The organism is Streptomyces sp. NPDC026673, assembly GCF_040638135.1.
In the GTDB taxonomy this organism is placed as follows: Bacteria; Actinomycetota; Actinomycetes; order Streptomycetales; family Streptomycetaceae; genus Actinacidiphila.
In genome coordinates this window covers 37,194-63,041 of sequence record NZ_JBEZXR010000033.1, presented here as the reverse complement: position 1 = coordinate 63,041, position 25,848 = coordinate 37,194, and the positions used below count along the sequence as shown (strand labels likewise).

26 protein-coding genes are annotated in these 25,848 nt (G+C 72.9%); 9 read left to right on the top strand and 17 right to left on the bottom strand.

Annotation, left to right across the window (positions count from 1 at the left end; genetic code table 11):
* Positions 1–82 precede the first annotated feature (82 nt).
* From AB0F62_RS22605 to AB0F62_RS22595, 3 genes are all read right to left on the bottom strand, one after another.
* Positions 83–742 (bottom strand): response regulator transcription factor, encoded by a 660-nt coding sequence (locus AB0F62_RS22605; RefSeq protein WP_361801801.1) that lies wholly within the window; start codon positions 740–742, stop codon positions 83–85.
* A 17-nt stretch (positions 743–759) separates the two neighbouring features.
* Positions 760–1,890, bottom strand: a complete 1,131-nt coding sequence (locus tag AB0F62_RS22600; protein WP_361801798.1) for a DUF5931 domain-containing protein — start codon at positions 1,888–1,890, stop codon at positions 760–762.
* Between the two features lie 91 nt (positions 1,891–1,981).
* Entirely contained in the window at positions 1,982–2,695 is a 714-nt protein-coding gene (locus AB0F62_RS22595; RefSeq protein WP_361801795.1) for a lysophospholipid acyltransferase family protein, read from the bottom strand.
* A 126-nt stretch (positions 2,696–2,821) separates the two neighbouring features.
* Here AB0F62_RS22595 and AB0F62_RS22590 point away from each other — a divergent pair, with 126 nt between their 5' ends.
* The 4 genes from AB0F62_RS22590 to AB0F62_RS22575 all read left to right on the top strand — a co-directional run bounded on the left by AB0F62_RS22590 (position 2,822) and on the right by AB0F62_RS22575 (position 5,929).
* Positions 2,822–3,607 carry an alpha/beta fold hydrolase gene (locus tag AB0F62_RS22590; protein WP_361801792.1) on the top strand — a complete coding sequence of 262 codons (786 nt, stop codon included), beginning with the start codon at positions 2,822–2,824 and terminating at the stop codon, positions 3,605–3,607.
* Positions 3,600–4,193, top strand: a complete 594-nt coding sequence (locus tag AB0F62_RS22585; protein WP_361801789.1) for a hypothetical protein — start codon at positions 3,600–3,602, stop codon at positions 4,191–4,193. Before AB0F62_RS22590 ends, AB0F62_RS22585 begins: the two co-directional genes overlap by 8 nt.
* Positions 4,194–4,289: 96 nt before the next feature.
* Entirely contained in the window at positions 4,290–4,904 is a 615-nt protein-coding gene (locus AB0F62_RS22580) for an RNA polymerase sigma factor (RefSeq protein WP_361801786.1), read from the top strand.
* The gene (locus AB0F62_RS22575) at positions 4,901–5,929 is read left to right on the top strand and encodes a CU044_5270 family protein (protein ID WP_361801783.1); all 1,029 of its coding nucleotides are present in this window, start codon (positions 4,901–4,903) and stop codon (positions 5,927–5,929) included. The genes AB0F62_RS22580 and AB0F62_RS22575 overlap by 4 nt, the downstream gene beginning before the upstream one ends.
* A gap of 11 nt (positions 5,930–5,940) precedes the next feature.
* On the opposite strand, the gene AB0F62_RS22570 is transcribed toward AB0F62_RS22575, so the two are convergent.
* From AB0F62_RS22570 to AB0F62_RS22545, 6 genes are all read right to left on the bottom strand, one after another.
* Entirely contained in the window at positions 5,941–6,705 is a 765-nt protein-coding gene (locus AB0F62_RS22570; protein WP_361801780.1) for an endonuclease/exonuclease/phosphatase family protein, read from the bottom strand.
* A 126-nt stretch (positions 6,706–6,831) separates the two neighbouring features.
* Entirely contained in the window at positions 6,832–7,773 is a 942-nt protein-coding gene (locus tag AB0F62_RS22565; RefSeq protein ID WP_361801777.1) for an ROK family glucokinase, read from the bottom strand.
* 106 nt (positions 7,774–7,879) lie between these two features.
* Entirely contained in the window at positions 7,880–8,281 is a 402-nt protein-coding gene (locus AB0F62_RS22560; RefSeq protein ID WP_361801774.1) for a DUF5304 family protein, read from the bottom strand.
* 67 nt (positions 8,282–8,348) lie between these two features.
* Positions 8,349–9,566, bottom strand: a complete 1,218-nt coding sequence (locus tag AB0F62_RS22555) for an ArsA-related P-loop ATPase (RefSeq protein WP_361801771.1) — start codon at positions 9,564–9,566, stop codon at positions 8,349–8,351.
* A gap of 1 nt (position 9,567) precedes the next feature.
* Positions 9,568–10,011: an SRPBCC family protein gene (locus AB0F62_RS22550; protein ID WP_361801768.1), complete on the bottom strand. Its 444-nt coding sequence runs from the start codon at positions 10,009–10,011 to the stop codon at positions 9,568–9,570.
* A gap of 98 nt (positions 10,012–10,109) precedes the next feature.
* Complete coding sequence (locus AB0F62_RS22545; protein WP_361801765.1) at positions 10,110–10,877, bottom strand: metallophosphoesterase; 768 nt, start codon at positions 10,875–10,877, stop codon at positions 10,110–10,112.
* A 284-nt stretch (positions 10,878–11,161) separates the two neighbouring features.
* Between AB0F62_RS22545 and AB0F62_RS22540 the strand changes: the two genes are divergently transcribed.
* Positions 11,162–12,958: an AMP-dependent synthetase/ligase gene (locus tag AB0F62_RS22540; RefSeq protein WP_361801762.1), complete on the top strand. Its 1,797-nt coding sequence runs from the start codon at positions 11,162–11,164 to the stop codon at positions 12,956–12,958.
* 70 nt (positions 12,959–13,028) lie between these two features.
* Here the strand turns inward: AB0F62_RS22540 and AB0F62_RS22535 are convergent, their stop codons facing one another.
* Together AB0F62_RS22535 and AB0F62_RS22530 are read right to left on the bottom strand one after the other, a co-directional pair.
* Positions 13,029–14,648, bottom strand: coding sequence for a GMC oxidoreductase (locus AB0F62_RS22535; protein WP_361801759.1), 1,620 nt, complete (start codon positions 14,646–14,648; stop codon positions 13,029–13,031).
* A gap of 55 nt (positions 14,649–14,703) precedes the next feature.
* Positions 14,704–15,834 (bottom strand): glycosyltransferase family 4 protein, encoded by a 1,131-nt coding sequence (locus AB0F62_RS22530; protein WP_361801756.1) that lies wholly within the window; start codon positions 15,832–15,834, stop codon positions 14,704–14,706.
* A gap of 134 nt (positions 15,835–15,968) precedes the next feature.
* On the opposite strand from AB0F62_RS22530, the gene AB0F62_RS22525 reads away from it, so the two are divergent.
* Positions 15,969–17,219: a glycosyltransferase family 87 protein gene (locus tag AB0F62_RS22525; RefSeq protein ID WP_361801753.1), complete on the top strand. Its 1,251-nt coding sequence runs from the start codon at positions 15,969–15,971 to the stop codon at positions 17,217–17,219.
* Between the two features lie 302 nt (positions 17,220–17,521).
* Complete coding sequence (locus AB0F62_RS22520; protein ID WP_361801750.1) at positions 17,522–18,046, top strand: PadR family transcriptional regulator; 525 nt, start codon at positions 17,522–17,524, stop codon at positions 18,044–18,046.
* A 58-nt stretch (positions 18,047–18,104) separates the two neighbouring features.
* Here AB0F62_RS22520 and AB0F62_RS22515 read toward each other — a convergent pair whose 3' ends face one another.
* From AB0F62_RS22515 to AB0F62_RS22490, 6 genes are all read right to left on the bottom strand, one after another.
* Positions 18,105–19,193, bottom strand: coding sequence for a M48 family metallopeptidase (locus AB0F62_RS22515; RefSeq protein ID WP_361801747.1), 1,089 nt, complete (start codon positions 19,191–19,193; stop codon positions 18,105–18,107).
* Positions 19,190–20,347, bottom strand: a complete 1,158-nt coding sequence (locus AB0F62_RS22510; RefSeq protein WP_361801744.1) for a hypothetical protein — start codon at positions 20,345–20,347, stop codon at positions 19,190–19,192. Before AB0F62_RS22510 ends, AB0F62_RS22515 begins: the two co-directional genes overlap by 4 nt.
* A gap of 31 nt (positions 20,348–20,378) precedes the next feature.
* Positions 20,379–21,434, bottom strand: coding sequence for an NlpC/P60 family protein (locus AB0F62_RS22505; protein WP_361801741.1), 1,056 nt, complete (start codon positions 21,432–21,434; stop codon positions 20,379–20,381).
* Positions 21,435–21,580: 146 nt separating this feature from the next.
* Positions 21,581–22,609, bottom strand: coding sequence for an NlpC/P60 family protein (locus AB0F62_RS22500; RefSeq protein ID WP_361801738.1), 1,029 nt, complete (start codon positions 22,607–22,609; stop codon positions 21,581–21,583).
* Between the two features lie 315 nt (positions 22,610–22,924).
* Positions 22,925–24,223 carry an NYN domain-containing protein gene (locus AB0F62_RS22495; protein ID WP_361801899.1) on the bottom strand — a complete coding sequence of 433 codons (1,299 nt, stop codon included), beginning with the start codon at positions 24,221–24,223 and terminating at the stop codon, positions 22,925–22,927.
* Between the two features lie 194 nt (positions 24,224–24,417).
* The gene (locus AB0F62_RS22490; RefSeq protein WP_361801735.1) at positions 24,418–24,669 is read right to left on the bottom strand and encodes a hypothetical protein; all 252 of its coding nucleotides are present in this window, start codon (positions 24,667–24,669) and stop codon (positions 24,418–24,420) included.
* A 114-nt stretch (positions 24,670–24,783) separates the two neighbouring features.
* Here AB0F62_RS22490 and AB0F62_RS22485 point away from each other — a divergent pair, with 114 nt between their 5' ends.
* Positions 24,784–25,563, top strand: coding sequence for a rhomboid family intramembrane serine protease (locus tag AB0F62_RS22485; protein ID WP_361801732.1), 780 nt, complete (start codon positions 24,784–24,786; stop codon positions 25,561–25,563).
* Positions 25,560–25,841 (top strand): Lrp/AsnC ligand binding domain-containing protein, encoded by a 282-nt coding sequence (locus AB0F62_RS22480; protein WP_018557042.1) that lies wholly within the window; start codon positions 25,560–25,562, stop codon positions 25,839–25,841. Before AB0F62_RS22485 ends, AB0F62_RS22480 begins: the two co-directional genes overlap by 4 nt.
* The last annotated feature ends 7 nt before the right edge of the window (positions 25,842–25,848 follow it).

Genomic DNA, 25,848 nt, shown 5'->3' with positions numbered 1-25,848 from the left:
TCCGGGCGGCGCGCGCCGTGGAACGGGGCGCGCCCCCCGGGGCGGTGCCGGGCCGGGCCGGGCCGGGCCGGGCCGGGCGGGCCTACTCCTCGTCCAGTCCGCGTTCGATGGCGTAGCGGACGAGCTCGACGCGGTTGTGGAGCTGGAGCTTGCCGAGGGTGTTCTGGACGTGGTTCTGGACGGTGCGGTGGGAGATGACCAGGCGCTCGGCGATCTGCTTGTAGCTGAGGCCCTTGGCGACGAGCCGCAGGACCTCGGTCTCGCGGTCCGTGAGGCGGGGCGCCTCCGGGGTGTCGGCCGCGGAGGGCGCCGGGTCGGAGGCGAGGCGGCGGTACTCGCCGAGGACGAGTCCGGCGAGGCCGGGGGTGAAGACGGGGTCGCCGACGGCGGTGCGCCGGACGGCGTCGAGGAGTTCCTCGCGGCCGGCCGACTTCAGGAGGTAACCGGTGGCGCCGGACTTGACGGCCTCCAGGACGTCCTCGTGCTCGCCGCTCGCCGAGAGCACCAGAACCCGCAGGGCCGGGTTGTCGGCGATGACGTCCTTGCAGACCTGGACGCCGGACAGGCCCGGGAGGTTGAGGTCGAGTACGAGCACCTCGGGCATAGCCGCCTTGGCACGCCGCACCGCCTCCGGACCGTCGCCGGCGGTGGCGACCACCACGTAGCCGGCCTCGGTGAGGTCGCGGGCGACCGCGTCCCGCCACATCGGGTGGTCGTCGACCACCATCACCTTCACGGCCATGACCCCAATCTCCTCCCTCATTTCGCGAGCCTCAACTCGACTTCTGTCCCCTGCCCCGGCACCGACACCAGTTCCGCGGTGCCGCCGAGGTCCCGCAGCCGGCCGCGGATGGACTGGGCGACCCCGAGGCGGCCCTCGGCCTCGGCGGCGGCGAGGCGGCCCTCCGGGATGCCGGGGCCGTCGTCGCGGACGCTGACCAGCACGGCCTCGGGTTCGTCCTCGACCAGGATCCAGGCGTGGGCGTCCTCACCGGCGTGCCGGCGGACGTTCTCCAGGGCGGCGCCCACGGCGGCGGCGAGTTCGCGCGCGGCCGGGGGCGGGACGAGGACGGGGGTGCCGGGCACGGAGACGGTGACCCGGGGGCTGCCGTACGGGGCGAGCAGCGCGCGCAGGTCGCGGGGTGCGTCCTCGTCGTGGTCCTCGTCGCCGCGCGGAGACGGCAGCGCGGCGGCGCCGTCGGTGACCAGCGCTCGCAGCGCGGCCTCCTGCTCGCCCGCCATGCGGCCCAGGGCCTCGGCCTCGCCGCCGATCTCGGCGCCGCGCCGATGCACCATGGCGAGCACCTGCAGGACGCTGTCGTGGATGTCGCGGGCCAGCCGTTCCCGCTCGCGGGTGGCGGCCTCGATCTGCAGGGCGCGGGCGAGGGTGCGCTCGCTGGCCCGGGCGACCTCGACGACGTAACCGATGGCGATGCTGGCGATGGCCACCAGGAGCACGTTGTGGAGGGTGTCGCGGGCCGCCGCTCCCCGTTCGACGATGTTGGCGGCGCCCACCAGGCAGGAGGCGGCGGCGGCCCAGCGCCAGCCGCCCTTGATGGCGAAGGCGAGCACCGAGCCGGCGGTCCATATGGACGGCAGGGTGGGGCCGCCGTCGAGGATGCGCTGGTGGGACTCGACGAGCGGGGTGATGACGATGCCGGTCAGGGCGATGCCGAGGTCGGTGAAGAGGAAGGCTCTGGTGCAGCGCTGCGGCGAACTGACCTTGCCGACCGTGGCCAGCGTCCACAGGGCGAGAACGGCCATGTAGGCGGCGCCCGCCAGCGGGTACTCGTGTTCGTCGTAGGCGAGGGCGTAGAGCCCGATGGCGTAGGCCGCGGTCAGCATTCGGTAGCCGGTCAGGGCGCGCCACAGCGGCTGCTCGACCGACATCCGCGTGACGCGCTGCGGCCGCCCCGCGGTTCTCCCGCCGGGTCTCTCCCCGCCCTTTTCCCCGGCCATGGGCCGCCCCCCGTTTCCCCGGTTATGCCTCGCTCTGCTGCTGCTTCTTCGCCGCCTCCGCGATCTGCCGCTTGGCGGCGGTCGCGTAGATGTCCACGTACTCCTGGCCGGAGAGCTTCATGATCTCGTACATCACCTCGTCGGTGACCGAGCGCAGGATGAAGCGGTCGTGCTCCATGCCCATGTAGCGGCTGAAGTCCAGCGGCTTGCCGATCCGGATGCCGGGACGCATCAGCTTGGGCATGACCTTGCCGGGCGGCTGGATCTTCTCCGTGTCGATCATGGCGACCGGGATCACGGGCGCGCCGGTGGCCAGCGCGATGCGGGCCAGGCCGCCGGGCTTGCCGCGGTAGAGGCGGCCGTCGGGTGAGCGGGTGCCCTCGGGGTAGATGCCGAAGAGCTCACCGGACTCGATGACCTTTATCCCGCTGCTGATGGCCGCCTCCCCGGCGCCCCGGGCGCCGGAGCGGTCCACCGGGAGCTGGCCGACGCCCTTGAAGAAGGCCGCGGTGAGCTTTCCCTTGATGCCGGGCGTGGTGAAGTACTCCGCCTTGGCGATGAACGTCACCTTGCGGTCGAGCACGGCGGGCAGGAAGAAGGAGTCCGAGAAGGACAGGTGGTTGCTCGCCAGGATCGCCGGCCCCTGCCTGGGGATGTGCTCCAGCCCCTCCACCCACGGCCGGAACGCGGCTCGCAGGGGCTGGCCGATGGCGACCTTCATCACGCCGTACAACAACCGATGACCTCCTGTGTCTGACGGGAAGACCTTAACGCCAGATCCGCCGGTGCTCTCCCCCGGTGTCGGCCGTCCGCGTACTGTGAGGTATCGCTTTTCGCGCATTCCACCGAACGGGAGACTACGGTGCCGCTGATGCCCGGAGCCGAGCCGTACCGCCACGACGGCGGCGGGATCGGTGTCCTGTTGTGCCACGGATTCACCGGTACACCGCAGTCCATGCGGCCGTGGGCCGAGTATCTCGCCGAGCGGGGCCTGACCGTGTCCGTACCGCTGCTGCCGGGGCACGGCACGCGCTGGCAGGACATGCAGCTCACCGGCTGGGAGGACTGGTACGCGGAGGCGGACCGGGAATTCCGCGCGCTCTCCGAACGCTGTGACCGCGTGTTTGTCTTCGGAATGTCGATGGGCGGAGCCCTGACGTTGCGCCTGGCCGCCCGGCACGGCAGCGCGATCAGCGGCATCGCCCTGGTCAACCCCTCGGTCAAGGCCGACAGCCACCAGCTGAAGGCCGTCCCCCTGCTGCGGCACTTCGTGCCCTCGGTGCCGGGCATCGCGAGCGACATCGCGAAGGAGGGCTCGGCGGAGATCGGCTACGACCGGACCCCGCTGCACGCGGTGCACTCGCTGAGCCGTCTCTGGAAGCTGGTGCGGCATGAGCTCCCCCAGGTGACGCAGCCGCTCCTGCTGCTGCACAGCCGGGTCGACCACGTCGTGCACCCGTCGAACTCGGCGGTCGTGCTGAGCCGGGTGTCGTCGGCGGACGTCACGGAGACGGTGCTGGAACGCAGCTACCACGTCGCGACGTTGGACCATGACGCGGAGACGATCTTCGAGCAGTCGTACGCCTTCGTCGAGCGTCTCTCCGACGCGGGAGAGCAGGCGGAGAAGGAGGACGCGGCCCGTGGGTGAGCACGAGGAGGAGCGCCGCCAGGTCCCCGAGGGCGGTGAGCCGGAGCGCGCGCCGCTCGACGAGGAGACCGCGTGGGCCCAGCTCGTCGCGGCGTACGACAGCGACCCGGCGCCCGGGACGGGTTCCTGGCCGGCGGCCGAGGACGTCCCGGAGGCGGACGAGGGCGCCGCGAAGCAGGCCGCCGTGGATCCCGACGGCAAGGGTGACAGGGACCGCGACGACGAGGGCGCGACCGACCCGGCCGCGCTTCCGCCCGCGACGAACGCGACGCGCATCGTCCTGCATCCCGTGCTCTCCGGTCCGCGTGACTACGAGCTGGACCAGGACGAGGACGAGGGGCACTATGTGCCGCCCGAGCCGCCGCCGCTGCCGGAGGCGGACGTGACGACGAAGTTCGCCTGGCTCGGCGCGCTGGGCGGGCCGCTGCTGATCTTCGGTTTCGTCCTCTTCCAGGAGCCGATGCCGTGGTGGGCCCTCACCGTGGGCATCGGCGGCTTCCTCGGCGGCTTCGCCACCCTGGTGACGCGCATGCGTCCGGGCGGCGACGAGGACGACGAGCTGCCGGGCGGCGGCGCCGTCGTCTGACGGGCTCCCCGGGTTGTGGAACCCGGATCCGCGATACGGCGAAGTACGGGTGAAAGCCCAAGTCTTCGGAGTGTCGTATGGACGAAAGGAGCCCCGGTGACCGTGGAACCAGGCGTCAGGGTGGGGCAGAAAAGTGACGCCTCGGTGATCGAACGGTCCTGGGACGAGCCCGAGACCTTCGCCGTGCTGTTCGACCGCCATGCCGGGACGGTGCACCGCTACGCGGCGCGCCGTCTCGGCACCGAGGCGGCGGACGACCTGATGGCCGACACCTTCGCCATCGCCTTCCAGCAGCGCCACCGGTACAACACCGAGCGCGGCGACGCCCGCCCGTGGCTGTTCGGCATCGCCACCAACCTCGTGGGACGGCACCGTCGCGCCGAGGCGCGGCGCTTCCGTGCGCTCGCCCAGCTGCCGCCCGCGGATGAGGCGGCCGGCCAGGGCGAGGCCCTCGCGGAGCGGGTGGCCGCGCGGGTCAGCGCCCAGGGCGTACGCCGTGAGCTGGCCGGCGCGCTGGCCCGGCTCCCGGCCCGCAACCGGGACGTGCTGCTGCTGGTGGCCTGGGCCGACCTCAGCTACGAGGAGGCGGCGCAGGCGCTGGGGGTGCCCGTGGGAACGGTCAGGTCACGGCTCAGCCGGGCTCGCAGCAAGGTGCGCGAGGCGTTGGGCGGTTCCGATCCGACAGCCTTCCGAGAGGAATCCCGGTCATGAACGAGCTGCACGAGCCCGGCGAGGCGCACGACCTCGCCGCCCTGAGGGAGTGGGACGCGGGCGCCACCCCCCTGACCGACCAGGCGCGTCATCGCGCCCGCACCCGCCTGTTCACCGTCATGAACTCCGCACCCGCCACCCGTCCCGCCTCCCCGGCGCTGGGCCGTCGCCCGTTGCTGCGGTTCGCGGTCACGGCGACGGCCGCCGCGGCGGCGGGCGCGGTGACGCTGGTCGCGGTACGGGAGGAGAAGCCGGAGCGGAAGGATCCGCCGCGGATGCGTGCCGTCAGCGCGGCGACCGTCCTCAACGGCGCCGCCGCGCGCGAGCGGCGGAACGAGAGGGGGCGGGTCGTGGCGCCCCGCGACGACCAGTTCATCTACACCAGGGAGATCATCAAGGAGACCGAGCAGGGCACCGGCCGGGTCAAGACGTACGTCGACGAGATCTGGCGGTCCGTCGACGGCTCCCGGCCTTCGTGGATCATGGAGCTCGGGAAGGGCTGGTGGTCCGACCCGGACAAGGACGCCGCCATCCTGGACGACCCGCACGTCGAGTCGGTGTCCACCTGGCCGCCCCAGGACTGGACGGTGCTCAAGAAGCTGCCGACCGATCCCGAGAAGCTGATCGCGGCGGTACGGAGCCGGTACGCGCACCACAGGAAGTCGATGGACGGGATCACCCCGATCGAGTGGTCCAACATCGAGTTCGCCCTCGCGGGCCTGCTGAAGCTCGTGCCGATCATGCCGGTCGGCCTGCGGCCGGCCGCCTTCGAGGCGCTGTCGCTGATTCCGGGGGTCAGGGCCGTCCCCGGGCGGAAGGACGCCAAGGGCAGGACGGGCGTGGCGATCGTCTTCGACGATCCGACGGGGTTCCACGCCGGCTTCGGCAGCAACTTCGTCTTCGACGCCGAGACGTACGAGTTCCTCGGTTACAGGGACGTCCGCACCTCCGGGAGCCGGACGTTCGTCCAGTTCTCCTATCTCGACCGCTGGGCGATCACCGACCGCGCGAAACAGCGCCCCTGAGCGTCCCGCCGTCAGGCGGACGCGGGCACCCTGAGGGCGGCCAGGACCGGGAGGTGGTCCGTGGCCGCCCTCAGGTCGTCCGGGGTGACGCCGGGCAGTCCGTGCGGGACCCCGCAGCCGAGCACCTCGACGCCCGGGGTCGTGAAGATCGCGTCGATCCGCTGGTGCGGGTCCTGCGGGGTGGAGGTGTACTCGCCGCCCCAGGGCCGGGCCGCCCAGGCGTCCTGCAGACCGCCGGCGAGCCGGCGGAAGGTGCGGCCGTGCGGGCGGTCGTTGAGGTCGCCGCCCACGATCGCGTACGGCTCGCCCATGGCGGCGACCCGGTCCAGCAGCATGCCGCCCTGGTCGTAGCGCTCGCGGGCCTGGAGCGAGAGGTGGCAGCTGAGGACGGACAGCCGGGCGCCGCCCACGCGGACGACGGCGGTGGCGAAGCCGCGCCGGTGCAGGCCGGGCGTGTGGGGCAGCAGGACGTCCTCGGTGCGCTCCGCGTGCACCCGCAGGGACGAGAGCACCAGCGGGCCGGTGGCGGTGGCCCCGCCGGTCACCGTGACCAGGCCGGTGGTGCGGGCGAGCCGGGCGACGGCCTTGCGCCAGCGGAAGAAGCGCGGGGCCTCCTGGATCAGCGCGATGTCGGGGGCGCAGGCGCGGATCACCCGGGCGAGCGCGGCGGTGTCGTCCCGCATGGAGCGGATGTTGTAGCTCAGCACGCGGATGACGGCGGAGCCGTCCGGCTCGGTACGGGACGCCGGCAGATCCGGCAGCGGGCCCTCGCTCACGGGCTCACTGTAGCGGCGGCGCGGTCGCGCGGTGGGTGGCGCGGGCCCGGCCGGGAAGCCGGGTGCCCCCGTCGCTCCTGTACGGGAGTGACGGGGGCACCGGTGCCGGGCGGGTGACCGCCGGGCCTAACCCTGGCGGGCGAGGTCGGCCGCGCCGACGAGGCCGGCCTTGCCGCCGAGCTGGGCGGCGAGGACCTGGGCGTGCGGCCGGTACTGACCGCCGACCAGCCAGCGGCGGAAGGACTTGCGGATGGGCTCGAGCACCAGCTCGCCCTCGTCGGAGACGCCGCCGCCGACGATAAAGGCGGAGGGGTCGAAGAGCGAGGCCAGGTCGGCGAGTCCGGCGCCGGCCCAGCGGGCCAGTTCGCGGAAGGAGTCGATGGCGACCTTGTCGCCGTCGCGCGCGGCCCGGCTGATGTGCTGGCCCTGGATGCCGTCGGGCGTGCCGTCGCCGAGCGACAGCAGCAGCGCGGCGTTCTCCGGCTGGGCGACGGCACGCTGCTTGGCGTACCGCACCAGCGCCCGGCCGGAGGCGTACTGCTCCCAGCAGCCCTGGCTGCCGCAGCCGCACAGCAGGCCGTCCGGCACCATGCGGATGTGGCCGAACTCGCCGGCCACGCCGAAGCGGCCGCGGCGCAGCTTGTTGCCGATGATGATGCCGCCGCCGAGCCCGGTTCCCAGGGTGATGCAGATGACGTCCTCGTGGCCCGCGCCGGCGCCGAAGCGGTACTCGCCCCAGGCGGCGGCGTTGGCGTCGTTCTCGACGACGACGGGCAGGCCGACGCGCTGCTCGACCTTGTCCTTCAGCGGCTCGTGGCGCCACCGGATGTTGGGCGCGAAGAGCACGGTGGCGCGCTTGTCGTCGACGTAGCCCGCGGCCCCGATGCCGACCGCCTCGACCGTGTGGTTGGCGCTGACGTCGTGCACCGCGCTCGCGATGGCGTCGACGACGCCCTCGGAGGTCTGCGGGGTCGGCACCTTGACGATCTCGAGAATCGCGCCTTCCTCGTCGACCACCCCGGCCGCGATCTTCGTGCCGCCGATGTCGACGCCGATGGTGAGTCCCATGTATCCCTCAGTATTCGGTCGAGCCCCGCTGCGTCCAACCGTACCGGAGGGCGACCTGCGCCCTGTTCGGGCCCGATGTTCCGTGCCGGGTCCGTGTCGCGCCGTTTCAGTCCAGGTCGATGCGTTCGCTGGACGGTGTGTCGCCGCCGGAGGTCCAGCGGCGCTCCTGCCCGCTGACGGCGGCTCGGTAGGCGGCGAGGATCTCGGCACCGGCGGCGGCGAGATGGTCGAAGACCTCGGGGTTGCGTTCGACGATCGGCTCTACTGCCTGCTTGACCTGGGCGATCAGCCCTTGTGCCGCCATCTCGGCGGCGGGGCTGCGCAGCAGGGAGATCCGGTCTGCGACGGCTTCGGCGAGACGGCGCAGTTCCTCACCGGCGCTGCCGGGGGCCTGTCCGCCCTGCTGCCGCCGGCGGGCGTTCTCCGCCGCGATGTCCTCCGCGCTCGCCTTGGCCCAGGCGTCGGAATCGGTGTCGGGGCGGTCCGCGCGGTCCGTGGATTCGCTCATGGTGGCTCCGTAAGGCTCCGGCTTGGTACCCACGACGGTACCCGAACGGGGGCACCGCTTTCAGGTGTCAGCGGGGCCAAAGACCGGGATCCGGGGCGAATCGGACCTGCAGCGCACCGTCGCGGAGCGCGGCTCCGGCCACGGTGCAGCGGCGCAGCGCGGAGGGCAGCGGGAGGATGCGGCGGTACCCCTCGGCGTCGACGACGAGTTCGTCGCCGCGGCGCACGAGGTCGACGGTGTCGCGTGTCGCGCCGGGCAGCGGCAGCCGCCACAGGAAGTGGCCCTCGGCGGCGAGCCGGTCCTCGGTGGTCCACGGCGGCGTGGCGGGGCCCTCCCGCACGTCCGCGGGCGGCCGGGCGGCGAGCCGGTCGAGGTCCCCGGCGCCGTGCGGTTCGCGGCCGAGGTGCGGGAGTTCGTGGAGCTCGGTGGGCGTCCCGGCCAGCTCCGCGCGCAGGGCGCGCAGTTCCTTGCGCCGGTGGCCCGCCAGTTCGGCGAGCCAGGGGTCGGGGGACTCGGCGGGCAGCAGGCGGTTGGCGACCACGGCCTCGAGGCGGTGGCCGTACAGGGCCAGCCCGGTACGGGCCCGGCGCACGGCGTCGGCGGCATGCGTGCCCGGCGCGACGACCAGCCGGACGGTCGTGGCGGCGTCCTCGATCACGGCCTGGGCGGCGGCGAGTTCCCGGTCGGCGCGGGCGGCGGCCTCGTACGCCCAGGCGCCGGGCGCGGGCACGCCGGCGAGCTGGGCGAGGACCGGGCGCAGGGCGCGGGCGGCCTGCCGCTCCTGGGGCACCAGCCGGGTGATGTACCGGCGTAGTTGCGCGGGGAGCGCGAGGGCGGCGAGGGCCTCGTGGACCGGCGGGAGGTCGACGACGACGAGGTCCCAGCCGCCGGCGGTGTCCCGCAGGGCGCGCAGCAGCGCGAACGCCTCTGCGCCGGGGAGTTCGGTCAGTTCCTCCGGGTCCAGCGGCGCCGCGCCCAGCAGGTCGAGCAGGGAGCCCAGGCGCTGTTGGACGGCCCCGGCGTCGGCCCGGAAGGCGGCCGCCGCGTCGATGCGCGCGGCCCACAGACCGGGAACGGACGCCACGGGCACGGGGGCCGCGCCGGCCTCCGGGGTCCCGGCGCCCGGCGCGGCCGGGGGCAGGTCCAGCGCCCGCTCCAGGGACGCGTCGCGGTCCGCGGACAGGACCAGCACGCGCCGCCCGGGCGCGACGGCGGCCACCGCCGTGGCGGCGGCGACCGTCGTGCGTCCGGCGCCGCCCGTACCGGTGACCAGAACCGTGCGCACGTCAGCCCTGGGACTCGACGCGCTTCTTCAGCCCGGCGAGGGCGCGGTCGATGATGACCTTCTCGGCCTTGCGCTTGATCATGCCGAGCATGGGGATCTTGACGTCGACGGTCAGCTGGTAGGTGACCTCGGTGCGCTTGCCGTCCTCGAGCGGGGCCAGGATGTAGGCGCCGTCCAGGGTGCGCAGCATCTGCGACTTGACCAGCGTCCAGCGGACCTCGTTGTCGCCGACCCAGGTGTAGGCGAGGGTGTGGTCGTCCTTGATGGCGCCCGCGTCCAGGAGGAGCCTGACCTGCTCGGCGCGGCCGTCGCCGGCGGCGGAGAGGATCTCGGCCTCCTTCACCTCGCCGGTCCATTCCGGGTACCGGGCGAAGTCGGCGATGACGCCCATGACATCGGCCGGGGCCGCGTCGATCGTGATACTCGACCTGGTGTGTTCCGCCATCGCCGTGGCCCCTCCGGGACGTCGCGTCGTGTACCTGCTGTGGTGGTCTGCTGGTGAAGGCTACCGCCTGGTCGGGCGGCCCGAGACCGCCGGGGCGGTCACCACTGGAGCGCCCATGGTGTGCGGGTGGAGTTGAAGTGGCCGACGTTCACGCATTCGGTCGCCCCGAGGCGCATCCGCCGCACCAGCGGCTGGTGGACATGGCCGAACAGCGCGTACTTGGGGCGCACCCGGCGGATCGCGTCGAGCAGTGCCTCGCTGCCGCGTTCGAGGCGCCGGGCGACGGTGTCGTAGCAGAGCTCGGGGACGGCGGGCGGGATGTGCGAGCACAGCACGTCGACCTCGCCGAGGGCCGCCACCTTGGCGGCGTAGGTCTCGTCGTCGATCTCGTACGGGGTGCGGTAGGGCGTGCGCAGCCCGCCGCCGACGAAGCCGAAGACCAGGCCGCCGATCTCCGCGGTGGTGCCGTCGAGCACCGTGGTGCCGGGCCTGGCGTACTCAGGCCAGAGCGCGGGGATGTCGACGTTGCCGTAGGTGGCGTACGTCGGCTCGGGGAAGGCGGCGAACAGCTCGGCGTACTGCCGGCGCACGGCGGACTCGATGGCGGTGCGCCGGTCGGTGCCGAGCCCCTCCCACAGCTCGCGGTCGAGGGCCCGGGCCTCGTCCCACCGCAGGGCGGTGCGCAACCCGACCATGCGGGAGGCGTTCTCGGCGCCGAAGAGGTCCGGGAAGATCCCCCGCGAGTGGTCGGCGTAGTCGAGGAAGAGGATCAGGTCCCCCAGACAGATCAGCGCGTCCGCCCCCTCCCCGGCCCTGGCGAGGGCTTCGGAGGCACCGTGGACGTCGCTGACGACATGGACCCGCATGACGATCACTCTAGGACGCGCCGGGCGGGGTTGGGGAGGGCGCACCGGGGCCCTTGTTACCTGCGGGTCACCCGGGGCCTCGACTAGGCTTCCGACCAGTGGATCCGCACTGTGCCGCGGCGGGCACCCGGCGTGTGACGACGATGTGACACACAAAACATCTACACGGCACCCCCTACCGCAGAAGCTTTACCGGTGGGTAACGTCCAGGCCGTCCGTTCCACGCTCAACCATGCAGTGGACGCAGCCAGCACCGCCGCCGGCGCCGATGAGGAGCAGCAGTTTTGCGCGAGTTCAGCCTTCCGGCTCTCTACGAGGTCCCTGCGGACGGCAATCTGACGGATCTCATCCGCCGCAACGCCGCTCAGCACCCCGATGTTCCCGTCCTCGCCCGGAAGACCTCGACCGGTGAGTGGGCGGACGTCACCGCGACCGCGTTCCTCGCCGAGGTCCGCGCCGCCGCCAAGGGCCTGATCGCCTCGGGCGTGCAGCCCGGCGACCGGGTGGCCCTGATCTCGCGGACCCGCTACGAGTGGACGCTGTTCGACTTCGCCATCTGGAGCGCGGGCGCGGTCACCGTCCCGGTCTACGAGACCTCGTCGGCCGAGCAGATCGAGTGGATCCTCGGCGACTCCGGTGCGGTCGCGGCCGTCGTGGAGACCGAGGTCCACGAGAAGTCCGTGGAGTCGGTGCGCGACCGCCTGCCGCAGCTGAAGCACGTCTGGCGGATCGAGGCGGGCGCGGTCGAGACCCTCGGCGCGGCGGGCACGGACGTCGCCGAGGCGACGGTGGACGAGCGCGGCGCCCACGCCAAGGCCGACTCCCCGGCCACCATCGTCTACACCTCCGGCACCACCGGCCGCCCGAAGGGCTGCGTCCTCACGCACCGCGCGTTCTTCGCCGAGTGCGGCAACGTCGTCGAGCGTCTGAAGCCGCTCTTCCGCACCGGCGACTCCTCGATCCTGCTCTTCCTGCCGCTCGCGCACGTCTTCGGCCGGCTGGTCGAGGTGGCCAGCGTCATGGCGCCGATCAAGCTCGGGCACGTCGGCGACGTCAAGAACCTCACGGGTGAGCTGGCCGCCTTCCAGCCGACCCTGCTGCTGGGCGTGCCGCGCGTCTTCGAGAAGGTCTACAACTCCGCGCGCGCCCAGGCGCAGGCCGGCGGCAAGGGGAAGATCTTCGACAAGGCCACCGACGTGGCCATCGAGTACAGCCGCGCGCTGGACTCGGCCAGCGGTCCCTCACTGGGCCTGAAGTTCAAGCACAAGGTGTTCGACCGGCTGGTCTACAGCAAGCTGCGCGCCGTGCTCGGCGGCCGCGCCGAGTACTCGATCTCCGGCGGCGCCCCGCTCGGCGAACGGCTGGGCCACTTCTACCGCGGCATCGGCTTCACCGTCCTGGAGGGCTACGGGCTCACCGAGTCCTGTGCGGCGACCGCCTTCAACCCCTGGGACCGTACGAAGATCGGCACCGTCGGCCAGCCGCTGCCGGGTTCCACGGTCCGCATCGCCGACGACGGCGAGGTCCTGCTCCACGGCGAGCACCTGTTCTCGGGCTACTGGAACAACGAGGCGGCCACCGCCGAGGCCGTCACCGACGGCTGGTTCCACACCGGCGACATCGGAACGCTGGACGAGGACGGCTACATCACCATCACCGGCCGCAAGAAGGAGATCATCGTGACGGCGGGCGGCAAGAACGTCGCCCCCGCGGTGATCGAGGACCGGATCCGCGCCCACGCGCTGATCGCCGAGTGCATGGTGGTCGGCGACGGCAAGCCCTTCATCGGCGCGCTGGTCACCCTGGACGAGGAGTTCCTGCCCCGCTGGGCCGAGCAGCACGGCAAGACCGGCCGCGGCGTCGCGGAGCTGCGCGAGGACCCGGAGCTGCTGGCCGAGGTGCAGTCGGCGATCGACGACGGCAACGCCGCGGTGTCCAAGGCGGAGTCGGTGAAGAAGTTCCGGATCCTGGCGGCGCAGTTCACGGAGGAGTCCGGGCACGTGACGCCGTCGCTGAAGCTGAAGCGCAACGTGGTGCTGCGGGACTACGCGGACGAGATCGCCGAGATCTACGCCAAGTGAGCCGTCCCTGACGGGTTCTCGCCGGCGGTGGCCGCCGTTCGCCTCGCGCGGACGGCGGCCACCGGTGTTCCTAGGTGACGCCGTCCTGTGCCAGGACTCTGGCCATGGTGCGCTCGGCCAGGGCGGTGATGGTGACGAACGGGTTGACCCCGATGGAGCCCGGGACGAGCGAGCCGTCGACGACGTACAGGCCGTCGTAGCCCTTCGCGCGGCCGTAGACGTCGGTGGCGCTGCCGAGGACGCAGCCGCCGAGCGGGTGGTAGCAGAAGTCGTCGGCAAAGGCGCGGGTGTCGCCGAACAGGTCGTAGCGGTAGATGGTGGCGTTGGCCCGGTTGATCCGGTCGAACAGGGCCTTGGCGGAGGCGACCGAGGGCTGGTTCTGCGAACGGGTCCAGTCGAGCACGGCCGCGTCGGTCGCGGGGTCGTAGACGAAGGCGCCCCGCTCCGGGTTCCTGGTGATGGCGAGGTAGAGGCTGACCCAGGTCTCGAGGCCGGTGGGGAGCGGCGCGATCTCGGCGAAGACCGGATTGGCCGGGTTGTTCCAGTCGTTGATGCCCATCACGGGGATGGTCGACTGGCGGGCTCCGGTGGGGTTCCACAGGTAGTTGGCGCGGCCCAGCATGATGTTGCCGTTGCCCGCCCAGCCCTTGCCGACGGCGGTGCTGAGGTCGGGCAGGGCGCCGGTCTCCCGGGCGCGCAGCAGCAGTTCGGTGGTGCCGAGACTGCCGGCGGCGAGGAACAGCCTGCGGCAGCCGACCTCGCGGGTGGAGACGACGGCGCCGGTGAGGTCGGTCTGGGCCACCGTCAGCACATAGGTGCCGTCGGCGTTCCGGCGGATCGCCTTCACGCGGCTGAGCGTCTCGATGGTGACGTTGCCGGTGCCGAGCGCGGCGGCCAGGTAGGTCTTGTCGAGGCTGCGCTTGCCGAAGTTGTTGCCGTAGATGACCTCCTGGGCCAGAGCCGACTTGGTGGCGGTGCCCGCGGCCTCGCGCTGCATGTAGCCGAAGTCGTACACGTTGGGCACGAAGGTGGTGGCGAGCCCGGCCTTGGCGGCCTGGGCGCGGGAGACGCGGGTGAACTGATACCACTCGGTGCTCTCGAACCAGTCGGGCGCGATGGTGTTGACACCCAGCATCCGGTTGGCGAGCGGGAACCATGTCCCGTACATGGCGTCCGCGTCGACCTGCGGGAGGACCTCCTGGAAGTAGGCCCGGTTCGGGGTCACCGCCATGCCGCCGTTGACGAGTGAGCCGCCGCCGACGCCGCGGCCGACGTAGACGGACATGCCGGGGTGGTCGACGCGGTCCAGGACACCGGGGTACGGGGTGATGTCCTTGTTGACCACGTCGAGCCAGAGGAAGCTGGCCAGGGGTGCCGCGGTGCGGGTGCGGAACCACATCGAACGCCGGTCCGGCGAGGCGGTGCTGCAGAAGACCTTGCCGTCGGAGGCCGGCGTGTCCCACGCCCGCCCCATCTCCAGTACGAGGGTTCTCACGCCCGCCTCGGCCAGGCGTAACGCCGCCACCGCGCCTCCGTATCCGGAGCCGATGACGACGGCCGGGGCGTAGTCGGCCGGTTCGCGGTCCGCGGCCGCGGCCGGGGAGAGACCGATGCGGGTGACACCCGTCAGAGCGGCCGTCTGGAGGGCCGCGAGACCCAGAATGTGACGACGCGTCAGATTTGCTGTCATGGAGGCATCATGGGCGGAATAGCGGATTCCGCCCATACCGTGCGCCCATGGTCTTCTACAAGAGGGCCTTCAGCCGCTCGGCGAGCAGATCCCACCGCCAGGCGTCCTCGACCCACTTGCGCCCGCGCTCGCCCATCCGGCGCCGCAGCTCCGCGTCGTCCAGCAGGGCCACGATCCGCTCGGCGGCCTCTCCGGGCTCCCCGCCGCGCACCACCCAGCCGGTCTCACCGTCCAGCACGGCGTCCGGAGCGCCGCCGGAGTCGCCCGCGACGACCGGCAGCCCGGTGGCCGAGGCCTCCAGGTAGACGATGCCGAGGCCCTCCACGTCCAGGCCGCCGCGCCGCGTACGGCACGGCATGGCGAAGACGTCACCGGCGCCGAAGTGCGCGGGCAGCTCCTCCCAGGGCACCGCCCCGGTGAACCGCACCGAGTCCGCCACCCCGGTCCGCTCGGCGAGCCGCTTCAGGTCGTCCGCGTACGGGCCGCCGCCCACGATCAGCAGGACCGCGTCGGGCTGGGCGGCCAGGATCAGCGGCATCGCCTGGATGAGGGTGTCCTGGCCCTTGCGGGGCACCAGCCGGGAGACACAGACGACCACCGGCCGGTCGGTCAGCCCCAGCCGGGCACGCACGGCCGCACCGCCGGAGGCGGGGTGGAAGGTCTTCTCGTCCACGCCGGGCGGCAGCTGCACCATGCGCGAGGCGGCTGCGGGCGTGAGCGCCCGGGCGATCCGGGACCGGGTGTACTCCCCCAGATAGGTGATCGTGTCGGTGCCCTCGCCGATCCGCCGCAGCAGCGTGCGACTCGCGGGCAGCTGCGCCCACCCCGCCTCGTGCCCGTGGGTCGTCGCCACCAGCCGCCGCGCCCCCGCCTTCCGCAGCGCGGGCGCCATCAGCCCGAGCGGCGCGGCCGCCCCGAACCACACCGACGTGCAGCCGTGTTCGCGCAGCAGCGCGGCGGCGCGCCGGGTCACCCTCGGGGTCGGCAGCAGCATCGACGTACGATCGCGTACGACCGGGAAGGGCTGCTCGGCGTCGAAGGCGGCGACCTCGGAGCCGTCCCGCCAGGTCGACGCGTACACCACCACCCGGCCGGGATCGAGGCGCAGCGCCATGCTGTGCACGAACGCCTGGATGCCGCCGGGGCGTGGCGGGAAGTCGTTGGTGACGATCAAGGTCTTGTCCATACGCCGCCGAGGGTATCCGGTGCGGCCCGTGGCAACCGACCTCGGTCTCCCGCGCGTCTAAGCTCCACACGCCTGTCCACGGGTGAGACCGGCATCGTGCATCATCACAGCAGAACCGATTCGACGAGGTGGACATGGCAGGCGACAGCGGCAAGCGGCTCCCGGTCGGGCCGGTCCTTGCCTGGGTGGCCACCAGGGTCGTGCTGCTGCTCTATGTGTTCAAGGTGCTCAGCCTGTCCCCGCTGGACGTGACCACCGACGTCTCGGTGATCTACCACGGCTGGTACGAGGTCCTGCGCTCCGGCACCTTCCCGCACCACGATGTCACCTGGCAGTACCCGCCCGCCGCCGCGCTCGCGGTGCTCTCCCCCGGCCTGCTGCCGTTCCTCGGCTACGCGACCGCGTTCTTCTGGCTCGCCTGCGCCGCCGACGCCCTGACCTTCGGGCTGCTGCTGCGCGGCTCGCGGGGCGAGGGGCGGCGGGTGGCCGGCGCCTATGTCTGGGTGCTGGGCGTGCCGCTGCTGGGACCGACCGCCTACGCGCGCTACGACGTGATGGTCACCGCCGTCGCCGTGGCCGCGCTCCTGGCGACGGTGCGCCGGCCCAGGCTCGCCGGCGCGCTGATCGCGTTCGGGGCGCTGCTCAAGGTCTGGCCGGTGCTGCTGCTGGCCGGCGTCCGGGACCGCCGGATCTGGGCGGCGGCCGCGGCGGGGGCGGGTCTCCTCGCGCTCGGATTCTGGCTGTGGATGCCGGGGGCCTTCGCCTTCCTGCGCTTCCAGGGCGAACGGGGCACCGAGGTGGAGTCCCTGGGCTCCCTGGTCTTCCACATCGCCCGGCACCACGGCTGGCAGGGGCAGGTGCTGCTCAACTACGGCTCCGTGGAGTTCCTCGGGCCCTACGTCGGCCTGGTCAGCGACATCGCGCTCGGGCTGACCGCCCTCGCCTTCGCCTGGCTGCTGCTGTGGCGGCTGCGCTCGCGGACGTACGGTCCCGAGACGCCCTTCGACGCCGCCTTCACCGCCGTGCTGCTGTTCACCACGACCAGCCGCGTCATCAGCCCGCAGTACATGATCTGGCTGATCGGCCTGGCGGCGGTCTGCCTGACCCTGCGGGCCAGCGTGATGGCGCTGCCCGCGTCCCTGGTGCTGGTGGCGACGGTGCTGACCCTGTACGAGTTCCCGGTGCGCTTCTCGGACGTCGTCGGCAGCACCGGCCTCGGCATCACCCTGCTGCTGCTCCGCAACGGCCTGCTGGTCGCGGCCTCGGTCATCGCCTGCCGCCGGCTGTGGGTGGCCTCCGTACGGCGCCCGAGGACGGTCCGCCAGGCTCCGGCGACGCCTGCGCCCGAGCCGGGCCAGGACGCCGAGAAGCTGCTGACCTGGTGAGGGCGGCCGGCACGGCCGGGCACCGCGGCCCGGCGGCCGCCGCCGGCGCCACGGTCGCCACGGTCACCCCGGTCGGCCCGAGCCCGGTCGTGCCGGTCAGCGCGTAGGCCAGGGGCAGCCGCGCAGGCGTGCCCCCGGCGAGCGGTGCCGGACGGACCGGGCCGGCGAGCCCGACCAGGCGTGCGCGGTGGGTCCCGGGCTGCACTCATCTCGGTACCTCGTTTCGCGGTACCTCGATGAGAGATACCATGATGGGATCGCACGGGCAATGCCGAACGCATGATCGAAAGTGGGGGCGAGCGGTGCTGGAGCTGGCGATCCTGGGTTTTCTGCACGAGGAGCCCTTGCACGGCTACGAACTCAAGGAGCGCATCGCCGCACTCAACGGCCACGTCCGCCCGGTCAGCGACGGTGCGCTCTACCCGGCCATCAACCGTCTCACCGCGGCCGGACTGGTCTCCGAGCACGCCGAGCCCGGCGTCGGCGCCGCTCCGCGCCGCGTGCTCTCGCTCACCGACACCGGACGTGCCCGGCTGCTCGCCCGGCTCCGCGACCCCAAGCCGATCGAGATCACCGACTCCACCCGCTTCTTCGCGGTACTGGCCTTCCTCGGATATCTGCCCGACGCGGCGGCCCAGGCCGCCGTGCTGCGGCGGCGGCTGGAGTTTCTGGAGACCCCGGCCGGCTTCTTCCCCGACCGCGGCAGGGCGCCGCGCGCGGAGGAGGCGGACGACCCCTTCCGCCGCGGCATGCTGCGCATCGCGCGCGCCACGAGCCGTGCGGAGCGCGAATGGCTCTCGGAGGCCCTGGCCGACCTCTCCGGCTGAGTCCGCGCTCCCCGGCCGGTCTCCGCGCCGGCGGCGCCGTGGAGAGGCCCTGGGCCCCCTACGGCACGGCGGAGCCGAACGCCCGGGCGGCGGCGATGCGCTGGACGGGGGTGGGGTGGGTGCCGAAGAGGGCGTGCAGCAGCAGCGGGGGATCGGGGTCGGAGACGTTGGCGACGGTGAGCCGGCGCTGCATGGCGATGAACCGCCCCGCGTCCCGGGTGAGTTCCAGCGCGTGCGTGTCCGCCCGCCGCTCCACGCGCCGGCTCAGCGCGCAGCCGAACGGCCCGGCACACGCCGACAGCACCGCGGCGACCGCGGCCAGCAGGAACAGCCCGCGCGGGTCGCCCGTGCCGTAGGACGAGACGGACATGAGCGCCGAGAGCACGCACACCCCCGCCCCCGCGCCGACCGCGCCGAGCAGGGTGCCGCGCGGCACGTCGCGGTGCTTGACGTGCCCCAGTTCATGGGCGACGACGAGTTCGACCTCGGCCGCCGGGGCCGTGTCGAGGAGCGTGTCGTAGGCGACGATCCGCCGGGTGCGCCCGAAGCCGGAGACATAGGCGTTGAGCGCGGTCGTCCTCCGGGACGCGTCGGCGACGAGCACCGCGCGCACCGGGATCCCGTCCCGCTCGGCCAGCGCCAGCAGCGCGTCGCGCAGGGGCCCGTCCTCCATCGGCCGGAAGCGGTTGAAGAGGGGTTCCAGGACGACCGGGGCGAGCCAGGACAGCACGACGGCCCCGCCGACGGCGCCCAGGGCGGCCCAGGCCCAGCCGAGGCCGTAGTAGCCGTACAGCGCGCCCAGCACGAGCGGCAGCGAGACGAGGAGCCCGCGCAGGACGTCGACGGCCCAGCCGCCCCAGCCCTGGGTGACGAGCCCGAAGCGGCGCCGCACGACGCGGACCCGGGCCGAGAACGGCAGGGTGACCGCCTGCTGCAGGAGTACCAGCAGCAGGCCGCCGGCCAGGACGCGCAGCGCCCGGCTGTCGCCGAACAGCCCGGTGAGGGCCGCGCCCGCGGGGGTCAGTCCCAGAGCGAGCAGCAGCGCGAGCCCGGCGAGGCGTCCGCCGAGCAGGGCCGGCACTTGCGCGCGGCGCAGCGCCCTGCCCCGCGCGGTCTCCTCCGGCGTGAAGTCCTCGCCGCCGCTCATGCCAACTCCCCCTTCACGTAGGCCCGCCAGCGCGCCGTGAAGGCGTCCTCGCCGATGCCGAGCGTGCCGCGCAGATCCGCACCGGAACGGTACAGCGCGATCAGCCGATCGGCGCCCCATGTGGCGGCGATGAACCGGCAGGCCAGCCAGGCGCCCTCGTACGCCTGGGCCGGTGCGGCCGCCCCGGGCGCGAAGTCGGCGTCGGACGGCAGGCGCCCGGGCGGCCCGGAGACGGTGACGTCCCGGCGCAGCTCCGGTGCGAGGCTCGCCGCCGAACGGCCGGAGTCCCGGTAGGCGACCCAGTCGGCGAAGCCCTCGGAGAGCCACAGCGGGGTGCCCGGGGCCGTCGCGGCGCGCGTGGCGACATGGGTGGTCTCATGGGTGAGCACGGCCTGGCGGCCGAAGGGCGACAGTCCGGCGAAGGCCTCGGGGTTGACGACGATCCGCCCGGCGGGTGCGGTGCCGTGGCCGCCCGCCTCCCCGGTGGTGACGGCCGCGATGCCCTCGTAGGTGCCCGCGGGGGCGTCCAGCAGCTGCTCCATGTCCCGCAGGGAGGAGGGTACTTCGAGTATGACCCGCCCGGTCCATCCCTGGTCCCCCCAGGCCCGGCGCACCTGCGGGACGGCGCGGTCCGCGTCGGTGGCGTACCCCTTCAGCGAGGCCGGGTCGCCGGTGCCGAGGACGAGGCTGCGGGCACCTCGGACGACGTGCAGCGGGCCCTGTTCCCAGAGCTGGCCGTCCGGATCGCCGTCGCCGGCGACCCGCGGACGGCCGTCGGCGTCCGCGCGCAGCAGCAGGGCCTCCTGCGTGGTGATCGGCGCGCTGTCGTAGCCCTTGAGGCGGTAGCGGAGCTGGACGCGGGCCGTCACGCGGTCGCCGCCGGTGGCGGAGAGCAGCCGGTACGACCAGGAGGCGAGCGGGAGCGCGGCGAGGTTGCGGTAGACCTGCCGCTCGGCGGCGCGCCGGGCGGGTGTCACATCGGCCAGGTATGCCTTCTCGTCGTGGTCCAGTACGGCGTCCGCCCGCCGCTCCAGCAGCTGCCGGACGGCCGCGTCGCCGGGCCGCCCTTCGTCCGCGGGCCCGCAGCCCGCGAGGACCGCCGCACAGCACAGCGCGGCGGCCACGGCGCGGGTCGACGAGCGGAAAGGGGCCACGCCGCCGATCGTACGGTCCCGGCGGTGACGGTCACGTGGGCCGGGTCACCGCCGCGACCGGCAGCATGGCGACGGGGTCGTAGCGGACCCGGGCGCCGGGGTAGGGGGCGTGGATGACCTGGCCGTCGCCCACGTACATGCCGACGTGGCTGGCGTCGCCGCGGTAGATGACCAGGTCGCCGGGGCGCGCCTGGCTCAGCGGCACCTGCCGTCCGGCGTGCAGCTGGGCCTGGGAGGTGCGCGGCAGCCCCACGCCCGCCTGACGGTAGGCCCACACCATCAGGCCCGAGCAGTCGAAGGAGCCGGGGCCGGTGGCGCCCCAGACGTACGGTGCGCCGACGGCGGAGCGCGCGGCGGCCACCGCCGTCGCGGCGCGTACGGAGAGCGGGCCGAGGTCGGGGATGTCGACCATGCGGCCGGAGCGGGACGCGCGCGCCTCCAGGCGGCGGGCGAGCCGGGCCCGCTCCTCCGGGGAGAGCGAGTTGACCAGGCGCGCGGCCGCCATCAGCTTGCGCTGTACGGCCTTCTTGCGCGCGGTGAGGGTGGTTCGGGCCCGCTCGAGCTGGCCGAGCCGGTCGGTGGCCCGGGAGCGTTCCTGGTCCAGGAAGCGCTGGGCGCTGCGCAGTTCGTCGAGGCGCGCGGTGCCGCGGCTGCTGATCCGGTCGAGGGTCGCGGCCCGGTCGAGGTAGGTCGCGGGGTCGGGTGAGAGCAGCAGGGCGAGGGTGGGGTCCACTCCCCCGCCGCGGTACTGGGCCCCGGCGAGCGTGCCGAGGTCGTCACGGAGCCGGTTGACCCGCTCCTGCCCCCGCGCGGCGCGGTCCTGGAGCACCTCCACCTCGCGGCGCAGCCGTTGGGTGTTCTCGCGGGCGGCGTTGAACTGCTCGGTGGCCCGCTCGGCCTGCGTGTAGAGGTGATCGATGCGGGCCGCCACGTCGACGGGGGTGTCCGCCGGATCGGCTGTGGCCGTCTGCGCGGTGGTGGCCGCGCCCGCCATCGCGGCGGCGGCGGTGGCCGCCGCCGTCAGGACCGTGGCCCTGGAGGTACGCGGGGCCCGGCCGGGCTGCGGAATGCGTCGATGGGATGGCACGTCGGCTGACAGTAGTCAGCCGGACACGGGGAGTTCAAAGACCGTGTACCGCCGGGCGGCCGGATGGCGCCCCGCTTGCGCAGGTCACCGCCCGGCCGTCACCCTGCGAGATCACCCGATAGGTTCAACGGGGCCCGGGGTTCGGCTCACCCGACGCGGACGCCGAACTGGAACGGCATGTTGTTGATGGACTCGTAGCGCACGACCGTGCCGGTGCGCGGCGCGTGCAGGACCTGGCCGTTGCCCGCGTACAGGCCGACGTGGTGCTGGTCGCCGTAGAAGATGACGAGGTCGCCGGGCATCAGCTGGCTCATCGACAGACGCGTGCCGGCGTTGGCCTGGGACTGGGAGGTGCGCGGTATGCCGGCACCGGCCTGGGCGTAGGCCCAGGAGGTGAGGCCGGAGCAGTCGAAGGAGCTCGGGCCGGTGGCGCCGTAGACATACGGCGAGCCGAGCTTGGTCTTGGCGGCCGAGAGTGCGGCGGCGGCGAGCGAGGAGGCCGGCAGGTCGTTGCCCAGGTCGACGCGCTCGTTGGAGCGGTTCGCGCGGTCCTCGGCGGCGTTGAGGGCCGCGCGCTGCGAGGCGGTCAGCGAGTTGAGCAGCTTCTGCGCCTCGGCCAGCTTGGCCTGGACTTCCTTCTTCTTCTTGCCCAGCTCGGTGCGGGTCTCGTCGAGCTCGTTGAGCTTGCTCGCGGCCTCCGCCTTCTGCTGGTTGAGGGCGCGCTTCTTCTCCGCGATCTGCTGGAGCCCCTCCGCCTGCTTGGTGCTCAGCTGGTCGAGGGTGGACGCCCTGTCGAGGTAGGTGTCCGGGTCGGAGGAGAGGAAGAGCTGGAGCGACGGGTCGATGCCGCCGCTGCGGTACTGGGCGCTGGCCAGGGTGCCGAGCTCGTCCTGAAGGTCGTTCAGCTCCGCCTGCTCGCGGGCGACCTCGTCCTGCAGGTTCTCGACCTGCTTCTGCAGCTTGCCCTGCTTCTCCTTGGCGCCGTTGAACTTCTCGGTCGCCTGCTCGGCCTGCTCGTAGAGGGCGTCGACCTTGGCCTTGACGCTCTTGACGGACGGCTTGGCCGGAGCGGCCTGCGCGGCCTGCGCGGACAGCGCGACGGCGGCGGCGGCGGTAGCGGTGAGCACGGTGACACGCGTGCGACTGGCCTGCTTGGGACGACGGTGGGACGCCACTCGGGCGAGCTCCTTCTTCCTCCAGCCGCCTGCCGCATGCATCGGGAACTGCGTTCCCCGGCCCTGAGCGTCGGCGTCCCCCGTCGTACGCACGGCACTTCAGATCGGCGGGACCTCCGCCGCCATCCGGGCTGGATGATCGACTGGGCAGAGGTTCGAGCCACGACCCTAGTGACCATCTTGTGATCGGATCAAATCCCTGAAGAAAAAAAGTCGCTCAACCGCGTTTTCTTTACATACATCGCACGTGTAGTGATGACGAGTTGACACTGCGTCCCCGAAAAGCGCCCCAGACGCCCCACGGTGTGCTCCAGGTCACACCCGGGCAAGTCGCTTCAGTAGCAAGGTGGATGCGACGGGGCGAGCGCCGGCGCGGGCCGTACCGTCCGCAACTTCGCGATCGGAAGAAACCACCACAATCGGACGACCGGGAGGTTCCGCCCGAACCAGACGTCGGATCAACTCGTCCGCGGTCTCGCCGGCCTTGCTGAACAGCACCCGTACCCCGCGCGGCGGGGCCAGCAGTACCGGGGCGTCCAGGTCGGCGCCGTCGAAGACGCAGGTGACCTCCGCGCCGCTCTGCGCGGCCAGCACCGCCAGACCGCCCAGCAGCCGCAGCCGCTGCTTCTCCAAGGGCAGTGCCGGATAACCGGTCTTGGTCACGTTGTAGCCGTCGACCACCAGATGGGACTGCGGCAACGCCAGCAACTGGTCGAGCAGCGCGGGGTCGTCCTCGGACAGGGCGCGCCGCGCGATGTCCTTCGGGCTGATCGCCCCCGGCGTCACCGCGTCGACGGTGTCCGCCGGCCGGGCGCCCAGGGTGTCGCGCGGCGGCAGCGCCAGCTCCCGACGCAGTCCCGAGGCGGCGTCCAGCACGGTGTCGAGCAGCAGCCGCAGCCGCATGTCCTCCGTGCTGCGGCCCTCCCGGGCAGCGCGCCGGGAGGCCTCCACGGACTGCTCGGCCTCGGCGAGCCGGGCCCGCAGCCGGCGTGCCTCGCCGTCCGCCGACGCCTTCTCCGCCGCGGCGGCCGCGCGGGTCTCGTCCAGTTCGGCCTCGACCTTGCGCAGCGCGGCCTCGGCCCGCTTCACATCGCTCGCCGCGCTGCGCAGTTTGCGCTGCAGCGACTCGGCCTCCTTGCGGACCGCGTCCAGTTCGGTGCGGACCCGTACGGCCTCGGTACGCGCCTGGGTCCGCGCCTCGTCCAGTTCGGCCTTGAGCTGCCGCAGCTCGCGCTGCGCCTCCTCGCCCGCGCGTTCCGCGCTGGCCCGCTGCGCCTCCTCGCCCGCCGCGGCCACCAGCTTGGCCCAGCCCGTGGGGCGCAGCAGGTACGCGGCGGCCGCCACGTCCAGCGGATCGACGGCGGGGGGCGGGGTGCCGGCGTCCAGCGCCTCGCACAGCTCGGGCTCGGACTCCCGCAGCCGGGCGCCCACCCGCTGCCGGAAGGAGGGGTCCCCCTCCAACGCCGTGGCGAGCGCGGTCGCGGCGAACTTGGCGCGGCGGCTCGGGGTGAACCGCGCGTAGGGGCGCAGCACCGCGGGCAGCTCGGCCGGGGTCAGCCCGCCGAACGCGTCCGCCGCCAAGGCGACCACGCGGTGCCGTACGCCCTCGGGCAGCGGGCGGTCGAGCGACTCGCCGTGGACGGACCCCTCCGGGGCAGCCGCAGCCTCGGGCGCGGCCGATTCGTCGCCACGGCCCGGGTTACCGCCGGTCCCGTCCACCCGTCACTCCCGTCCAGTCCGTGGGCGCCTCCCCGGCCTCCTTCAACCTCTCTGGCCGCGCCGCATTCTTCTATTGTCCCCGGCCGCGCTCAGGCCTGCGCCGCGGCCGCCGCGTCGGGCCGGTCGACCAGTTCGACCTGGTCCACGGCATTGCACCAGCGGCAGCGCACCGACTCCACGGTCTCGCTGACCACCTCGCGCTCCTCGACCGTGGGAGCGCCCGCCAGGTCCAGGTGGACGTACTCCACGACCTTGCTGGAACGGGTGACGTCGAACCGGGTCAGATTGCCGCACAGGGTGCACCGCCAGCGGGTCGTGGCGGTCGGCAGGGGAACCGGCATCGGTCGTCTCCTCGGTCGCGCGGATGCGTTCCGGTCACCCTACGGCCTCCGCGGTGCCCTTCGCTGCGGCGAGGCGCCCCATGACCGTTACACCCGTTCCGTCATGATCGGACCATGGTCATCCCGGTGTACGACAAGAACCCCGTCCACCGCACACCCGTGGTGACGTACGCCCTGATCGGGCTGTGCGCGGTGGTCTTCCTCATCGGCCCGTCCTCCGGGTTCAACCCCCTGTACGGCATCGGCCACGATCAGGTGTGCGCCCAGGCGACCTACTTCGCCCGCTGGGGTGTCATCCCCACCGAGCTCTGGCACGGGCGGATCAGCCCCGCGCAGGTGCCGATGCCCACCGGGTGCCCGCCGCTGGGGTCCTTCGCCGTCTCGCCGTTCGTCTCGGTGCTCACCGCGCTCTTCGTCCACGGCAGTTGGGTGCACCTGCTCGGCAACATGCTGTTCCTCTGGGTCTTCGGCGACAACGTCGAGAACCGCATGGGCCGCTTCCGGTTCCTCCTCTTCTACATCGCCTCGGGCTACCTGGCGACGTACGGGTACGCGCTGGGCCACGCCTCCTCCACCCAGACCCTGGTCGGCGCCTCCGGTGCGATCTCCGGGGTCCTCGGCGCGTACCTCTACCTCTACCCGCGGGCCCGGGTGACCAGCGTCTTCCCCTTCCTGTTCTTCCTGCCGCTGCGTTTCCCCGCCTGGATGGTGCTCATCTTCTGGTTCGTCCTGCAGTGGCTCGCCGGCGAGGTCCACCAGACCGGTCCGGGCGTGGCCTACCTCGCGCACATCACCGGCTTCGTCTTCGGCTTCCTGTGCACATGGGTGTGCTACCGGGCAGCGCCTAAGCTTGAGCCCGCAGCCAGGGCGAGCCAAGGAGACCTACAGCCGTGATCACCGCGATCGTGCTCATCAAGACCAGCGTCGACCGTATCCCCGAGATCGCGGAGTCCATCGCCGCGCTCGACAGCGTCAGCGAGGTCTACTCCGTCACGGGCACGTACGACCTGGTCGCCATGGTGCGGGTGGCCCGGCACGACGAACTGGCGGACGTCATCCCGGGCCGGATCAGCAAGATCCCCGGCGTCGAGGCCACGGACACGCACGTCGCGTTCCGCACCTACTCCCAGCACGACCTCGAGACGGCCTTCGCCATCGGCCTCGACGCGTGACGCGACG

Excerpts from the sequence above, each read along its gene's own strand:
- AB0F62_RS22550 (WP_361801768.1), bottom strand. The coding sequence starts at position 10,011 with ATGGCGGAACACACCAGGTCGAGTATCACGATCGACGCGGCCCCGGCC.
- AB0F62_RS22605 (WP_361801801.1), bottom strand. The coding sequence starts at position 742 with ATGGCCGTGAAGGTGATGGTGGTCGACGACCACCCGATGTGGCGGGAC.
- AB0F62_RS22560 (WP_361801774.1), bottom strand. The coding sequence starts at position 8,281 with ATGAGCGAATCCACGGACCGCGCGGACCGCCCCGACACCGATTCCGAC.
- AB0F62_RS22600 (WP_361801798.1), bottom strand. The coding sequence starts at position 1,890 with ATGTCGGTCGAGCAGCCGCTGTGGCGCGCCCTGACCGGCTACCGAATG.
- AB0F62_RS22535 (WP_361801759.1), bottom strand. The coding sequence starts at position 14,648 with ATGACAGCAAATCTGACGCGTCGTCACATTCTGGGTCTCGCGGCCCTC.
- AB0F62_RS22575 (WP_361801783.1), top strand. The coding sequence starts at position 4,901 with ATGAACGAGCTGCACGAGCCCGGCGAGGCGCACGACCTCGCCGCCCTG.
- AB0F62_RS22525 (WP_361801753.1), top strand. The coding sequence starts at position 15,969 with ATGGCAGGCGACAGCGGCAAGCGGCTCCCGGTCGGGCCGGTCCTTGCC.
- AB0F62_RS22545 (WP_361801765.1), bottom strand. The coding sequence starts at position 10,877 with ATGCGGGTCCATGTCGTCAGCGACGTCCACGGTGCCTCCGAAGCCCTC.
- AB0F62_RS22515 (WP_361801747.1), bottom strand. The coding sequence starts at position 19,193 with ATGAGCGGCGGCGAGGACTTCACGCCGGAGGAGACCGCGCGGGGCAGG.
- AB0F62_RS22530 (WP_361801756.1), bottom strand. The coding sequence starts at position 15,834 with ATGGACAAGACCTTGATCGTCACCAACGACTTCCCGCCACGCCCCGGC.
- AB0F62_RS22485 (WP_361801732.1), top strand. The coding sequence starts at position 24,784 with ATGGTCATCCCGGTGTACGACAAGAACCCCGTCCACCGCACACCCGTG.
- AB0F62_RS22490 (WP_361801735.1), bottom strand. The coding sequence starts at position 24,669 with ATGCCGGTTCCCCTGCCGACCGCCACGACCCGCTGGCGGTGCACCCTG.
- AB0F62_RS22565 (WP_361801777.1), bottom strand. The coding sequence starts at position 7,773 with ATGGGACTCACCATCGGCGTCGACATCGGCGGCACGAAGATCGCGGCC.